Origin of the sequence: Kitasatospora sp. NPDC096140, from assembly GCF_040303045.1 — a bacterium.
Lineage (GTDB): Bacteria > Actinomycetota > Actinomycetes > Streptomycetales > Streptomycetaceae > Kitasatospora.
The window spans coordinates 76,446-90,635 of record NZ_JBEOUW010000014.1 but is presented as its reverse complement, the minus strand read 5'-3'; the positions used below and the strand labels follow the sequence as shown (position 1 = coordinate 90,635).

Below are 14,190 nucleotides of genomic sequence, written 5' to 3'. Positions count from 1 at the left end.
CGGGAGGCGGGGTTGTCGAGGGGCGGGACCGGTGCGGCCCCGCCCCCCGACGGACGGCGGAACGTCGGACGGCGGAACGTCAGACGGTGAACTTGAAGGTGCGGTCCTTGTCGCCGGTCTTGTCGAAGACCGAGGCGATGCCGTCCGCGACGTCCTGCGGGGTGATCGCGACGGTCTGGCCGTTCTTCTTGATCTTCACCTTGTCGAACACGTTGCCCAGCTGGGCGGAGAGCGCGTCGAGGTCCCACTTGGGCACGATCTTGCCGGAGGCGTCCGGGACGAGCGTGAGCGCCTTGGCGGCGGTCTTGCCACCGAAGTCCCAGGTCTTGGTACCGGCCACGACGTGCACCTTGCCGGCGGCCACCTGCTTGCCGAGGCCGTCGGCGGCGGCCTGCAGGGCCTGGGCGGAGACCTTGGGCTGGGCGGCGGTGACGGCCAGGGCGATCGGCTGGTCGGGCTTCCCGTCGGCGCGGTCGCGGTAGGCCTGCTCGACCACGTCCAGGGCGCTCGCCGAGTCCACCGCCTGACCGGCCCGGCCGGGGACGACGATCGGCTCGCCGTTGGGCTCGCCGAACTTGACGTAGCCCTCCTGCAGGCCCTGGCCCGAACCGGCCGTCAGCGAGTCGAGGGCGGCCTTGAGCTTGGCCCGGTCGACCTTGACGTCCGGCGCGACGGCCTTGCTGCCGCCCTGGATCGACTTGATGACGTCGACCGGGTTGTAGCTGTGCTGGGCCAGGCCGTCCACCGTGGCGGTGGTGTCGAAGCTCAGGCCGGCGACCGCCGGGTCGAGGTCGAGGGTCTGGTCGCCGATCTTCAGCTTGAGCGGCTGCTGACCGGCCTTCCCGACCGAGGCGTCCAGCGAGTGGATCGCCTGGTCACGGCTGTTGCCGCCGATGTCGGTGCCGAGCACCACGGTGCCCTTGGGGACGTCGGACTGGTTGAGCATCAGGCCGGTGCCGTACGCGGCGGCGCCGAGGAACAGCACACCGCCGATGCCGTAGACGCCCAGCTTGACCAGCTTCTTGCCGCCGCCGCGCTTGGTCTTGGCGGGCGCGGACTGGGCCTTGGCGGGGGCCGGAGCCGGAGCCGGGGCCGGGGCCGGCGAGGGAGCACCCTTCGCACCCTGGGCGGCCGGGGGCCGGGGGCCGGAGCCGGCGCCCGGGGAGGGCAGCGGGGTGACCTCGGTGACCTCGGGGTCGGCCTGCCGGGGGCGGCCGGGCTGCGGGCCCGCGCCGGGCGCACCCGGGAAGAGCCCGCCGGGCGCCGCCGGGGCGGCGGGGCCGTCCTGGCCGGGGGCGGCCGGGCGCTGGGTGGCGAACGGGTCGGCGCCGGTCGGCGCCGAGGCGAACAGGCCCGGCTGGGTACGGCCGTCGGCACCGTGCGGGGCGCCGTTGCGGGGCGGGCCGGATATCCCGGCGGGCGGCGGGGTGTTCTCGCGGATCGGCCGGAAGCCGTCGACCGAGGTGTCCTCCGGGCTCGGCTCGGCGGCCGGCGCGCCCTGCGGGCCGGCCGGGTGGCCGTTCGGCCGGAAGGCGTCCTGCGGGCCGCCCTGCTGCGGGCCGCCCTGGCGGGGGCCGTTCTGCCGGGCGCCGTTCCGGCGCGCCCCGTTCTGCTGCTGGGGACGGTCCTGCTGGGGGCGGCCGCCGCGCGGCCCCCGGGTGCCGGCGTCGGGGCCGGGGGTCGGGCCGAACGGGTCGGCCGCGGGCGCGAAGGGGTCGGCGGCCTCGTAGACGCCGGGCTCCTCGGCCGGGGCCTCGGCGCGGAACGGCGCGGCGGGGGCGCCCGGGTTCGACGCCTTGCCCTGGGCGGGTACCGGACGGCCCTTCGGGGCGCCGTTGGCACGGGCGGCAGCGCCGCCGGCCGGGCGGGCACCCTGCGGTCGGGCCTCGGCGGCACCGGACGGGGCCTCCGGCGCGCTCGGGGCACCGGCCGGCACGGCGGCCGGGGCGGGCTCGGCGGCCGACGCCTTCTTCTGGCGCGGCCGGAACCACGCGCCGGTGGACTCGGACTCGGAGGTCGCCGGCGGGATCGGCGGGATCTCCCACTCCGGCGGCAGGTTCGGCGGGGTGGCCGTACTGCTGCCGCCGTCCATCACGCCGAGGACGGGCGAGGCCGGCGCGGAGCGGTGGCGCGCGCCGCCCTGGTCGGCGGCCGGGGTCTCCTCGGCGGGGCCGTCCTCGTTCTTGACGGTGCTGCGGACGACGACCGGCGGGATCGGACGCGAGCCGGGGATGTTGATCCGGACCCGGGTGGTCAGGGTGGTCTCGGTCTTCGGACCGTCGTCCTCGCCGCCGTCCGCGGTGCCCTGGCCGGTGCCGGCCGCGGCCCGGTCGCCGCCGGAGGGCCCCGGCGTGCCGTAGGGCGGGGTGCCCGACGGGTAGGCGTCCGGACCCGTGCGCCGAGGCGTCGGGTGGGCGTTGTCAGATTCGCGGCTGCTCAATGCTGCTCTGCTCCGGGTTCGCGGGCGGGCCGTGCGGCGCGACCGCGGTTCGTGGTCGCCGGGCCCGGCTGGGGCGGGCGGCGGTCGGGTACGGCGTTCTGCGGGACCACCATACTGGGAAGAACTGAGCGGTGAACGGGTTCGGACAGATCCTGATACGTCCGGTTCTTCCGGTATGAGAGTAAGGCCGCGTGCTCCTGACTGCGCGTCGTACGCGGTACCGTACGCCGCGCTCGGCCGTGGTCAGCGCGGGGGGCCGGGCACCCCGGGGAACCAGCTGGTGCGGGTGGGCAGGGTGGCGCAGATCACGCCCAGCACCGAGCCGGCGAACAGCCAGGCCAACGAGGTGGCGTTGGACCACAGCACGTTGTCGCCCTCCGGCCGGGGCACGATCAGCAGCAGCATCGCCAGGAACCAGCCGGCCGCGGGCGCGGCCGCGCCGAGCCGGGTGCCGGTGACCCGCAGGCCGCCGTAGAAGGTCGCGGCGGTCGCGGCGAGGGCCAGCAGGACCCCCACGGGCGGCCACAGGGCCTGCACAAAGGATCCGCAGACCGACACGGCGATGCCCAGCAGGAAGAACAGGACATAGGCCGTGATCCGGGCGGCGCGCGGGGGTTGAGGCTCGGCCAGGCGCTCCTCGCGGGTGCCGAGCACCGCCGCGGGGATGGAGCGGCGCGGCGGCCGCGGTGCGGGCTTGCTCATCGCGCGTCCTCCCCGGCACGCGCGGCCGCGTCGTCGAGGCCCGCGAACAGGTCGTCCTCCGGCTCGCCCGGACCGGCCTGGCCGCGCACCAACTGGTAGTACTCGGTGGCGAGCAGGGGCTGGCCGAGGTCGTTGGACAGCGCGAAGAAGGCGCCGTCCACGGTGATCTGGGTGGCGTGCGCGGCCATCGCGGTCGCCTTGCGGCCGGCGTACGCGGCGCCGTCCAGCGCCGTGGTGACCGCCTCGTCGGCGACCACGCCGGGGACGTCGGACGGCCGGGCGACGCCCGGGAAGGCCGCCTTGGCGGCGGTCTCGGCGAGCCCGGCCTCGATCACCGAGCGCGGCATCCGGTTCCAGTACACCTTGGCGATCCGCCAGGCCGGGCCCAGCTCGGGGCGGTGGGCCGGGTCGGCGGCCAGCTCGTACGCGCGCATCGCGACCCGGTGCGCCTGGATGTGGTCCGGGTGGCCGTAGCCGCCGTTCTCGTCGTACGTGACCAGCACCTGCGGCCGCACCTCGCGGATCACCGCGACCAGGTGGCCGGCCGCCTCGTCCACGTCCGCCCGCCAGAAGCAGCCGGGCACGTCGTTGTCGGCCACGCCCATCATCCCGGAGTCGCGGTAGCGCCCCGGGCCGCCGAGGAAGCGGTGGTCGGTGACGCCCAGGGCGCGCATCGCCTCGGTCAGCTCGCCGATCCGGTACGCGCCGAGGGTGTCCTCCCGATCGGCCGTCAGATGGGCGAGCTCCGGGGGGATCACCTCGCCGCCCTCGCCGAGGGTGCAGGTCACCAGCGTGACCCGGGCGCCCTCGGCGGCGTACCGGGCCATCGTGGCGCCGTTGCCGATCGACTCGTCGTCGGGGTGCGCGTGCACCAGGAGGAGTCGGCGGCCGGTAGTCGCGGTCATGGGAGGAAGCCTAACCACCGGCCGGGTGGGGTCAGAGCCTCAGGCCGTTGATCATGCCGGCGAGGTTGGTGGTGACCTGGCTGATCGACGGGGCGATCGAGCTGGAGGCCAGGTAGAAGCCGAGCAGCGCGCAGACGATGGCGTGCGCCAGCTTCAGGCCGGAGCGGCGGATCAGCACCACCACGATGACCAGCATCAGCACGGCTGCGGAGATGTTCATGGCCATGTCGGCTCACAACCCCTTCTCGGGCGCGCCACCCCCTGGGGAGGGCGGCGGTGGGACGGTGCGTAACTGGGGCTGCGGGCGACCGGGGCCCGGGACGGGGCCGACGATCACTCGCCTGACCAGTCATACCCGATGGGTAAGGGGAGCATTACATTCAGTGAGTCCCCGCGCGCCGGGGCATTGCGGCACTCACGGGGCGCACGGGCCGGTCGGAGGGGGTGCGGCACTCTTCGGGGCGTACTTCGCGACGATGCTCCGAACGAGTGATCACCAGCCTCCCGACAGCGGCAGTTCGGCGTCGTAGGGTCTGGTGCCATGACCTCCCACACCCCTGCGGACACCTTCCCCCGGCAGTACGCGCGGACCCTGCGCTACACCGTCGGCGCGCCCCGCTCCTTCTCCGTCGCACCGGACGGCTCGCGGGTCCTCTTCCTCCGCTCGCCCTCCGGCGGCGACCGGGCCAACCTGCTCTGGACCCTCGACACCGCCACCGGCGAGGAGCGGATCGCCGCGGACCCGGCGGTCCTGCTCGGCGGCGGCGAGGAGGACCTCTCGCCGGCCGAGAAGGCCCGCCGCGAGCGCAGCCGCGAAGGCTCGGCCGGCATCGTCGGCTACGCCCTGGACGCGGCCGGCTCGCTGGCCGCCTTCGCCCTCTCGGGGCGCCTGTTCACCGCCGACCTGGTGGCCGGCACCACCGCCGAACTGCCCGCCCGGGGGCCGCTCCTGGACCCGCGCCCGTCGCCCGACGGCAGCCACGTCGCGTACGCCAACACCGCCGGCGAGCTGCGGCTGTCCCGGACCGACGGCAGCGGCGACCGGGTGCTCGCCGAGCCGGACGGCCCGAACGTCACCTGGGGCCAGGCCGAGTTCATCGCCCAGGAGGAGATGGACCGCGACCGCGGCTTCTGGTGGTCCCCGGAGAGTGACCGGCTGCTCGTCGAACGCGCCGACGACAGCCCGGTGCGCCGCTGGTGGATCGCCGACCCGGCCAACCCGGACCGCGAGCCCGCCGAGGTCGCCTACCCGGCGGCCGGCACCCCGAACGCCGAGGTCGGCCTCTGGGTGCTCGACCTGCACGGCGGGCGCACCGAGGTGGTCTGGGACCGCGCCGCCTTCCCGTACCTCGGCCGGGTGCACTGGTCGAAGGGCGGCGTGCCGCTGCTGCAGGTGCAGTCCCGCGACCAGCGCAGCCAGCGCATCCTCGGCCTGGACGTGGCCACCGGCGCCACCGAGGTGCTGCACGAGGAGAAGGACGAGGCCTGGCTGGAGCTGTTCCCGGGCGTCCCGGCGTGGACCCCGGACGGGAAGCTGGTGCGGATCTCGGACGAGGGGGGAAGCCGCACGCTGGTGGTCGGCGACCGGGCCGTCACCGGGGCCGACCTGCACGTCAGGTCCGTCATCGCCGTCACCGAGGACGAGGTGTTCTTCAGCGCCTCCGGCGGCGCCGCCGAGACCGACCCCGAGCCCGGCTGGATCGCCGTCGGCCGGATCAGCCACGACGGCACGCGGCTCGGCTGGGAGTCGGCCAACGGCCGGCCGTTCACCTCCGTCGCCAACGCCGTGCACGGCGGCGGGGTCACCGTGCGGGTCACCGCCGAGCCCGACCTGCCCGGCACCCTGGTTCAGGTCGCCCGCGACCTGCCCGAGGGCGTGGTGGTCGACGACATCGCCACCATCGCCTCGTACGCCGAGACCCCGGTCATCACCGCCCGCCCGGTGTTCCGCTTCGCCGGCGAGCGCCGCATCCCGGCCGCCGTCTTCCTGCCCACCGGCTACGACCGCGAGCGCGACGGCCTGCTGCCCGTCCTGATGGACCCGTACGGCGGCCCGCACGGCCAGCGTGTCGTCCAGGCCCACAACCCGCACCTCAACTCGCAGTGGTTCGCCGACCAGGGCTTCGCGGTGGTCGTCGCCGACGGGCGCGGCACCCCCGGGCGCGGGCCGGCCTGGGAGAAGTCGATCGCCTTCGACTTCGCCGGGGCGACCCTGGACGACCAGGTGGAGGCGCTGCAGGCGCTCGCCGCGGAGTTCCCGCTGGACCTCGACCGGGTCGCCGTCCGCGGCTGGTCGTACGGCGGCTACCTCGCCGCGCTCGCCGTGCTGCGCCGCCCGGACGTCTTCCACGCGGCGGTGTCCGGCGCGCCGGTGACCGACTGGGCGCTGTACGACACCCACTACACCGAGCGCTACCTGGGCGACCCGGCCGAGCGGCCCGAGGTGTACGCCGCCAACTCGCTGAGCGGGTACGCGGCCGGGCTGGAGCGCCCGCTGATGATCATCCACGGGCTGGCGGACGACAACGTGGTGGCCGCGCACACCCTGCGGCTCTCCTCGGCGCTGCTCGCCGCCGGCCGCCCGCACACCGTGCTGCCGCTGTCCGGCGTCACGCACATGACCCCGCAGGAGGAGGTCGCGGAGAACCTGCTGCTGCTCCAGGTCGACTTCGTGAAGCGCTCGCTGGGGATGCAGGGCTCCTGACCGGCGCGACCGACGGCCGGTACCCCCACCGCCCCACCGGGCTGACACGGGTACCGGCCGTCGGCATGACATCCGTCATGTCGAAGGCACGACGGCGGACACTGACGCCGGCCCCCGCCCGCGCGGGACTCTGAGGTGGTGCGAACAGCAACGGACACGACACCACCAGGGAAGAGGAGCCGGGCGATGGACACCGAGGCGGTGGCCGCCTTCCGCGGCGTGGGCAAGAGCTACGGGCGGGTGCGCGCCGTGGACGGGCTGGACCTCGTGCTGCGGCCGGGGGAGACCGTCGCCCTGCTGGGCCCGAACGGCGCCGGCAAGTCCACCAGCCTCGACCTGCTGCTCGGCCTGCGCGAGCCCGACCAGGGCGGGGTGACGCTGTTCGGCGGCACCCCGCGGGCGGCGATCGAGGCCGGCCGGGTCGGCGCGATGCTGCAGAGCGGCGGGCTGATGTCCGACGTCAAGGTGCGCGAGCTGGTGCGGCTCGCCTGCGACGTGCACCCGCGCGGCCGGTCGGTGCCGGAGGTGCTGGCCGACGCCGGGATCACCGAGCTGGCGGAGCGCCGGGTCGACAAGCTGTCCGGCGGCCAGGAGCAGCGGGTCCGCTTCGCCCTGGCGATCGCCGGCGACAACGACCTGATCGTGCTGGACGAGCCCACCACGGGCATGGACGTCAGCGTCCGGCAGTCGTTCTGGGCGAGCATGCGGGCGCAGGCCGACGCCGGGCGCACGGTGCTGTTCGCCACCCACTACCTGGAGGAGGCCGACTCGATCGCCGACCGCGTCCTGGTGCTGCACCGGGGCCGGCTGATCGCCGACGGCAGCTCCGCGGAGATCAAGGCGCGGGCCGGGGCCCGCCGGATCGCGTTCGAACTCCACGACGCGGACGGCCGGTTCGAGGACGCCGTGCTGCGCGCCCTGCCGGGTGTGCAGTCGCTGGACGTCACCGCGAGGGTCCCGGGGGTGCGGACGGTGCGGATCCGCACCGCGGACGCCGACGCGAGCGTCGCCGGGCTCTACCGGGCGGGCCTGTACCCGCGCGGGCTGGAGGTCACCGGCCTGGGCCTGGAGCAGGCCTTCCTGACCATCACCGGCGAGCTGGACCGGGACGACGCCCGGTCGGACGACGCCGCCCCGCAGAACGACGCCGCCCTGGAGAGTGCGCGATGACCACCCTGATCCGGCTGGAGATCCTGCGGACCCTCCGCAACCGGCGCTACCTGTTCTTCACCGTGGCCTACCCGGCGCTGATGTACGTCTTCTTCATCCACGCGTACGGCGCCGCCGACCAGGCCGGCGGACTGCCGGTGAAGACCTACTTCATGGTCTCGATGGCCACCTTCGGCGCGGTCGGCGCGGTGCTCACCGGCAACGCGCAGCGGATCTCGCTGGAGCGCAAGACCGGCTGGACGCGCCAGCTGCGGCTGACGGCGCTGCCGGGCCGGGCGTACACCCTCGGCAAGATCGCGGCGAGCGCGGTGACCACGCTGCCGGCGATCCTGGTGGTCTTCGCGGTCGGCGCCGGCCAGGGCGTCTCGCTGGGCGCGGCGCAGTGGATCGGGCTGGCGGCCGCGCTGTGGCTGGGCAGCTTCGTCTTCGCGGCGCTCGGGGTGGCGCTCGGCTACGCGGCGGCGCCGGACTCGGTGCAGCCGATCGTGATGATCACCTACATGGCGATGGCGCTGCTCGGCGGCACCTGGTTCCCGGTGAGCGGCTCGCTGGAGAAGTTCGCCCGCTTCAATCCGGTGTTCCTGTACAACAAGCTGGCCACCTTCACCCAGCCCGGGCACTCCCTGGACACCGTCGCGGCCGTCGGGCTGGCCGGCTTCCTGGTGGTGTTCGTCGTGGCCGCGACGGCCCTGTACCGCCGTGACACCCGCCAGGCATGATGATCCACATGAGCGACACGCGTCAGGCCGACCACTCCGACGAGCAGCGGGGGGAGGGCCCGGCGCGTGCGTCGTTCATGAACGTCCCCGGATCCCCGGTGGAGACCAGGCGGCAGCTGCTGGTCAAGGTCGCCTGGATGCTGCTGTGGCTGACGTACCTGGCCTACCCGGTGAGCCGCCTGCTGAACGGCGAGCACAGCACGGGCGCCCAGGTGTTCGGCTGGATCAGCCTGGCGTTCTTCGTGGGCAGCTACGTCCTGCTGGTGATCTTCCGCTCGACCCCGGGGATGTGGCCGCGGGCCTGCCGGGTGATCGTCGCACTGATGGTGGCGCTCGCGATCGCGTCCTCCGTCGTGCTCGGCGAGACCTTCCTGCCCCTCTTCATCTACACCTCGGTGTGCGTCGCGATCATCTCGCCGGCGCAGTACGCGCTGCGCGCCCTGGCCGCCATGTCCGGGCTCGTCGTCGCGGTCGGCCTGCTGATCCACGCCGGAATGGACAGCATCGCGACCTTCGCCCTCAGCGCCTTCCTCTCCGGCGCCGCGATGACCGGCCTGCAGCGGCTCGTCGCCACCATGAAGGAGCTGCGCGAGGCCCGCGCCGCCGTCGCGCACCTGGCCGCCTCCGAGGAGCGGCTGCGGCTCGCCCGCGACCTGCACGACCTGCTCGGGCACTCGCTCTCGCTGATCACCCTGAAGAGCGAGCTGGCCGGGCGGTTCATGGACGCCGGCAAGGACGAGGCGGCGCGGGCGCAGGTCGCCGACATCGAGCAGGTCGCCCGGCAGTCGCTGATCGACGTCCGGGAGGCGGTCACCGGCTTCCGCCGTCCGACCCTGCCGGTCGAACTCGCCGCCGCCCGTACCGCGCTGGCCGCCGCCCAGGTCCGGCTGGAGGTCGCGCCGGAGCTGGTGGACAGCTGGCCGGGACTGGCCACCGAGGAGGCGGGCGCGCTGGCCTGGGCGCTGCGCGAGGCCGTCACCAACATCGTCCGGCACGGCGAGGACGCCACCGTCTGCACGGTGACGGCGGACGAGAGCTGGGCGGGCGACGGCGAGCGCTACGCCGTCCTGGAGATCGCCGACGACGGGCGCGGGCCGGGCAAGTCCCAGGCCGGGAACGGCCTGTCCGGGCTGGAGGAGCGACTGGCACTGGTCGGCGGGCGGCTGGAGACCGGACCGGCGGAGCGGGGCAGGGGCTTCCGGCTGCGGGCCTCGGTGCCGCTGCGGACGGTGTCCGTCGTGCCCGGAGCCACGGGGCCCGAGTAGCCGGCCCGGCCGACCGAGCCGGTCAGGCGGACGGCAGCTCCAGCACGAAGCGGGCGCCGCGCGGCGCGTGGGCGACGCGCAGGCTGCCGCCGTGCCGGGTGGCGACGTCCGCCGCGATGGCCAGGCCCAGGCCGCTGCCGCCGGCGTCCCGGCTGCGGGCCTCGTCGAGCCGGGTGAACGGTTCGAAGATCCGCTCGCGGTCCTCCGGCGGCACGCCCGGGCCGTCGTCCCGGACCTCCACGACGCAGCCGTACGCGGTCTGCCGCGCGGACATCACCACCTCGGTCGCCGCGTGCCGCTTGGCGTTGTCCAGCAGGTTGCGCACCAGCCGGTGCAGCCGGATCCGGCTGCCGCGCACCAGGACCGCCTCGGGCGTGTCCACCTGCAGGACGAGCCGGGTGTGGAGGGCCGGGCGGTACTGGTCGGCGAGTTCGCGCAGCACGGCGGACAGGTCGACGGTGGCGAGCTGGCCGGCCGCCGCCGGGTGCGTGCCCCGGGCCAGGAACAGCAGGTCCTCGGTGAGCTGCTGGAGCCGCTCGACCGAGGTCAGCGCCTCCTGGGTGGCGGCCGGCCAGTCGGTGCGTTCGGGGTGGGCCAGCGAGACTTCGAGGTTGGTGCGCAGCGCCGCGATCGGGCTGCGCAGCTCGTGCGAGGCGTCCGCGACGAAGCGCTGCTGCTGGGCGGCCGAGCGTTCCAGCCGGTCCAGTGTGGCGTTGGTGGTCCGGGCCATCCGGGTGATCTCGTCGCCGGAGGGCGGCACCGGGACGCGGCGGTCCAGTCGGTGTTCGCCGATCTCGGCCAGCTCGGCGCGGATCGCGTCCACCGGGCGCAGCGCCCGGCGGGTCGCCACCCAGGCCGTCAGCGCGACCAGCAGCGCCGCGACGGGCACGCCGGCCCGGAGCACCGGGTCGATGGTGCGCAGCGAGGCCTCGGCGACGAACGGCGTGGCCAGCACGTAGACCGTGTAGGGGTTGGTCCCCGCCCGCGGCTGGTAGCCGTCCTTCTCCAGCAGCGGGCTCCAGGCGCCCATCGCGACGAAGGTGCGTCCCGAGTAGCGGTTGGCGGCGGCCGTGCCGACGGGGCCGATGGTGATCCGCTGGACCGTCTGCCAGTCGTCCGGCGCCAGGTGCGGCACCAGCGTCGGCATCGGGCCGACCAGGTGCTGGGTGGTCAGCGGTCCGCCCATGGTGACCAGTTGGCCGTCGTTGCCCAGCACCAGGTACGGCAGCTGTGCCTTGTCCTTCAGCTGCTGGCCGTACTTGAAGTTGTTGCTGATCTCCCGGGCCTGCGACTTGGCCTCCGACTCGGCGGCCTGCAGCTGGGCGTCGTACATGTGGTCGCGCAGCCACCAGGCGCCGCCGCCGAGCAGCAGCAGGGCCGCGAGACCGGCCGCCAGCGAGGTGCGCAGGCGGGTGGAGAGGCGGCTGAGCACGGTCAGGCCTCCAGTCGGTAGCCGGCGCCGCGCACGGTGGTGATCGAGCGGACGCCGAACGGGGAGTCCACCTTGCGGCGCAGCATGCTGACGTACACCTCGACGATGGACTCCTCGCCGTCGAAGGCGATGTCCCACACCTCGTCGACGATCCGGCGCTTGGACAGCACCTCGCCGGGGTGCTCGGCCAGGCAGCGCAGCACGGCGAACTCGCGCTCGGTGAGGGTGATCTCGGCGCTGCCGCGGCCGCAGCGGCGGCCCGCCGGGTCCAGCCACAGGTCGCCCACCCGCAGCAGCGGGCCGGGGGTCTGGCTGCGGCGGATCAGGGCGCGCAGGCGGGCCAGGAAGACCATGTACGAGAACGGCTTGGTGAGGTAGTCGTCGGCGCCGGTGTCCAGGCCCTCGGCCTCGTCGTACTCGCCGTCCTTGGCGGTCAGCATCAGGATCGGGGTGGTCACGCCCTCGGCGCGCAGCGCCTCGCACACCTTGTAGCCGTTCAGGCCGGGAAGCATGATGTCGAGCACGATCGCCCGGTAGGCGTGCCGCCGGGCCAGCCGCAGGCCGGTGAGGCCGTCCGGGGCGAGGTCGACGGTGTAGCCCTCGGCCTCCAGGCCGCGCCGGACGGCCGCGGCGACCTGGGGGTCGTCCTCCACCATCAGAATTTCCATGCGGATCAGGATGCCACCGGCGCCGGATCCGCTCCTTAAGCGGTCTTCAGCTTTCTCAGCTTCGCTTCAGGGCACTTGACGCATGCTCTCGCCGTTCTCGCCGGCCTGTTCGGGCCGGTGCCCGGAGCGAGAGGAGCTGGCGGATGACCGTTCTCCAGGAGGCCGTCGGGGCCCGTGAGCTCGGGCACGCCCGTGAGCCCGGGCAGGGGGTGGAGCCGAGGTCCGCCGGGGAGCACCCGGCCCCGGGCTGGCCGGCCCTGCCTGCTCCGTCGGCCAGGCCCGTTCCGTCGGCCCCGGCCGTTCCGCCGGCCCGGCCCGTCCCGTCCGCCCGGCACCGCAAGCCGCGGCGCACCGTGCCGCCGAGCCTGGTGATGGCGGTGGGGACGGTGGTGTCCCGGGCGTCCGGCTTCGTCCGCTCGGCGGTGCTGGTGGCCGTCCTGGGCTCGGGGGTGCTCGCGGACGGCTACAACGTGGCGAACACGGTGCCCAACATCCTGTTCGTGCTGCTGATCGGCGGCGCGCTGAACACCGCGCTGGTGCCCCACCTGGTGCGCGCCGCCAAGGAGTCGGCGGACGGCGGGGCGGCGCACGTCAACCGGCTGGTGACGGTGCTGGTGGCCGCGCTGCTGGTGCTGACGGCCGTGGTGGTGCCGGCCGCGCCGCTCGTCGTCCGGGCGTACACCTCGTACGGCGACGCGCAGTTGGACCGCACGGTGCTGCTGGCGTACCTGTGCCTGCCGCAGGTGTTCTTCTACGGCCTGTTCACGGTGCTGGGCCAACTCCTCAACGCCCGACAGCGGTTCGCGCCGATGGCGTGGGCGCCCGTGCTCAACAACCTGGTTGTGATCGGGGTGTTCGGTGCGTACGTCGGACAGCGGTCCTTCTCCGCCGCCGACCTGACGGTGCTGGGCGCCGGGACGACGGCGGGCGTGGTGGTGCAGAGCCTGGTGCTGCTGCCCTGCCTGCGGGCCGCCGGGGTGCGGCTGCGGCCGCGCTGGGACTGGCGGCAGGCCGGGCTCGGCGAGCCGCTGCGGGCCGCCGGGTGGACGCTGCTGCTGGTGCTCAGCGACCAGGTGGGCTACTGGGTGGTGACCCGGCTCTCCACGCTCGCCGGCTCGCAGGCGGCCGCCGCCGGTCTCCCGGGCGTCGGGTACACGGCCTACAGCAGCGCGTACCTGCTGTGGATCGTGCCGCACGGCGTGATCACGGTGTCCGTGGTGACCGCCGCCGTCCCCGCGCTCAGCGCGGCCGCCGACACCCCGCGCGCCGTCCGCGGGATCCTCTCCCGGACCGTCCGCACGATCGGGGTGGTGACCGTCCCGGCGGCCTGTGCGCTGGCCGTCCTCGCGCCGCAGCTGTGCGCCCTCGCCTTCGGCCACGGCCGGACCGGCTCCGCCGACGTCCAGGCCATCGCGGGCATGCTGGCCGCCTTCGCCCCCGGCCTGGTCCTCTATTCGGCCGCGTACGCGCTCACCCGCACCTTCTACGCGCTCGGCGACAGCCGCACGCCCTTCCTGCTCAACCTCCTGCCCGTCGCCGCCACCGTGCTCGGCGCCCTGCTCTGCCACCGGCTGCTGCCGCTGCGCTGGGTCGTCACCGGGATGGCCGGCTGCTACGGCGGTTCCTTCCTGCTCACCTGCGTGGCGGCCCAGCTGCTGCTGCGCCGGCGCCTCGGCCCGCTGCGCGTGCTGGGCGCCCACCTCAAGCTGCTCGCCGCCGCCCTCCCGGCCGCGGCCGCCGCCTGGTGGACCGCCCGCTACGGCCTGCTGCCCGCCGGCGCCGCCCTCGCCGTCGTCTACCTGCTCCTCGCCCACCTCCTCCGCGTCGAAGAACTGTCCGCCCTCACCACGCGATTGCGCCGCCGATGAACCAGCTCCCCGCCGACGTCCGCCACACCCTCGACGTCCTCCTGCCCGACGGCCACCCGCTGCGCGCCCAGGTCCCGTACCTGCGCATCCGGGCCCGCTGCGCCTGCGGCTGCACCGTCCACTTCACCGGCCCCGACCCGGCGGCCCGTCCGGAGATCGCGGCCGAGACGGACCTCGGCGAGGACGGCGAGGTCCTCCTCTTCGCCGAGGACGGGCGGCTCTCCCGGCTGGAGGTCTGCTCCTGGACCGACCCCAAGCTCACCCTGGCCGACGCCGCCCGTTTCCTGCGCGGGGAACCCGGCGAGGCGGCCTGATCG

The 14,190-nt window shown here is 74.7% G+C and carries 12 protein-coding genes; 6 read left to right on the top strand and 6 right to left on the bottom strand.

The annotated features are described in order from the left end of the window. Nucleotides 1-79: 79 nt before the first annotated feature. From ABT048_RS16945 to ABT048_RS16930, 4 genes are all read right to left on the bottom strand, one after another. On the bottom strand, nt 80-2,440 hold the full coding sequence (locus ABT048_RS16945; protein WP_350522161.1) for a hypothetical protein: 2,361 nt from the start codon (nt 2,438-2,440) through the stop codon (nt 80-82). 243 nt (nt 2,441-2,683) lie between these two features. Continuing rightward, nucleotides 2,684-3,142 (bottom strand): DUF6113 family protein, encoded by a 459-nt coding sequence (locus ABT048_RS16940; RefSeq protein ID WP_350522160.1) that lies wholly within the window; start codon nt 3,140-3,142, stop codon nt 2,684-2,686. Beyond that, nucleotides 3,139-4,047 (bottom strand): N-acetyl-1-D-myo-inositol-2-amino-2-deoxy-alpha-D-glucopyranoside deacetylase, encoded by a 909-nt coding sequence (gene mshB, locus ABT048_RS16935; protein ID WP_350522159.1) that lies wholly within the window; start codon nt 4,045-4,047, stop codon nt 3,139-3,141. The genes ABT048_RS16940 and mshB overlap by 4 nt, the downstream gene beginning before the upstream one ends. A gap of 31 nt (nt 4,048-4,078) precedes the next feature. Continuing rightward, nucleotides 4,079-4,273, bottom strand: a complete 195-nt coding sequence (locus ABT048_RS16930) for a DUF2304 family protein (RefSeq protein WP_350522158.1) — start codon at nt 4,271-4,273, stop codon at nt 4,079-4,081. A gap of 315 nt (nt 4,274-4,588) precedes the next feature. Here ABT048_RS16930 and ABT048_RS16925 point away from each other — a divergent pair, with 315 nt between their 5' ends. The 4 genes from ABT048_RS16925 (at nt 4,589) to ABT048_RS16910 (ending at nt 9,905) form a co-directional block, all read left to right on the top strand. Further along, nucleotides 4,589-6,751, top strand: coding sequence for a S9 family peptidase (locus ABT048_RS16925; RefSeq protein WP_350522157.1), 2,163 nt, complete (start codon nt 4,589-4,591; stop codon nt 6,749-6,751). Between the two features lie 186 nt (nt 6,752-6,937). Continuing rightward, nucleotides 6,938-7,921, top strand: a complete 984-nt coding sequence (locus ABT048_RS16920; RefSeq protein ID WP_350522156.1) for an ABC transporter ATP-binding protein — start codon at nt 6,938-6,940, stop codon at nt 7,919-7,921. Continuing rightward, nucleotides 7,918-8,640, top strand: a complete 723-nt coding sequence (locus ABT048_RS16915) for an ABC transporter permease (RefSeq protein ID WP_350522155.1) — start codon at nt 7,918-7,920, stop codon at nt 8,638-8,640. The genes ABT048_RS16920 and ABT048_RS16915 overlap by 4 nt, the downstream gene beginning before the upstream one ends. 8 nt (nt 8,641-8,648) lie before the next feature. Further along, nucleotides 8,649-9,905 (top strand): sensor histidine kinase, encoded by a 1,257-nt coding sequence (locus ABT048_RS16910; RefSeq protein WP_350522154.1) that lies wholly within the window; start codon nt 8,649-8,651, stop codon nt 9,903-9,905. Between the two features lie 22 nt (nt 9,906-9,927). On the opposite strand, the gene ABT048_RS16905 is transcribed toward ABT048_RS16910, so the two are convergent. Then, a complete protein-coding gene (locus ABT048_RS16905) occupies nt 9,928-11,337 on the bottom strand; it encodes a sensor histidine kinase (RefSeq protein WP_350522153.1) in 1,410 nt (469 codons plus the stop codon). Between the two features lie 2 nt (nt 11,338-11,339). Continuing rightward, nucleotides 11,340-12,005, bottom strand: coding sequence for a response regulator transcription factor (locus ABT048_RS16900; protein ID WP_350522152.1), 666 nt, complete (start codon nt 12,003-12,005; stop codon nt 11,340-11,342). A 143-nt stretch (nt 12,006-12,148) separates the two neighbouring features. Here ABT048_RS16900 and murJ point away from each other — a divergent pair, with 143 nt between their 5' ends. Then, a complete protein-coding gene (gene murJ / locus ABT048_RS16895) occupies nt 12,149-13,873 on the top strand; it encodes a murein biosynthesis integral membrane protein MurJ (RefSeq protein WP_350522151.1) in 1,725 nt (574 codons plus the stop codon). Then, on the top strand, nt 13,870-14,187 hold the full coding sequence (locus ABT048_RS16890) for a hypothetical protein (RefSeq protein WP_350522150.1): 318 nt from the start codon (nt 13,870-13,872) through the stop codon (nt 14,185-14,187). The genes murJ and ABT048_RS16890 overlap by 4 nt, the downstream gene beginning before the upstream one ends. Nucleotides 14,188-14,190: the final 3 nt, after the last annotated feature.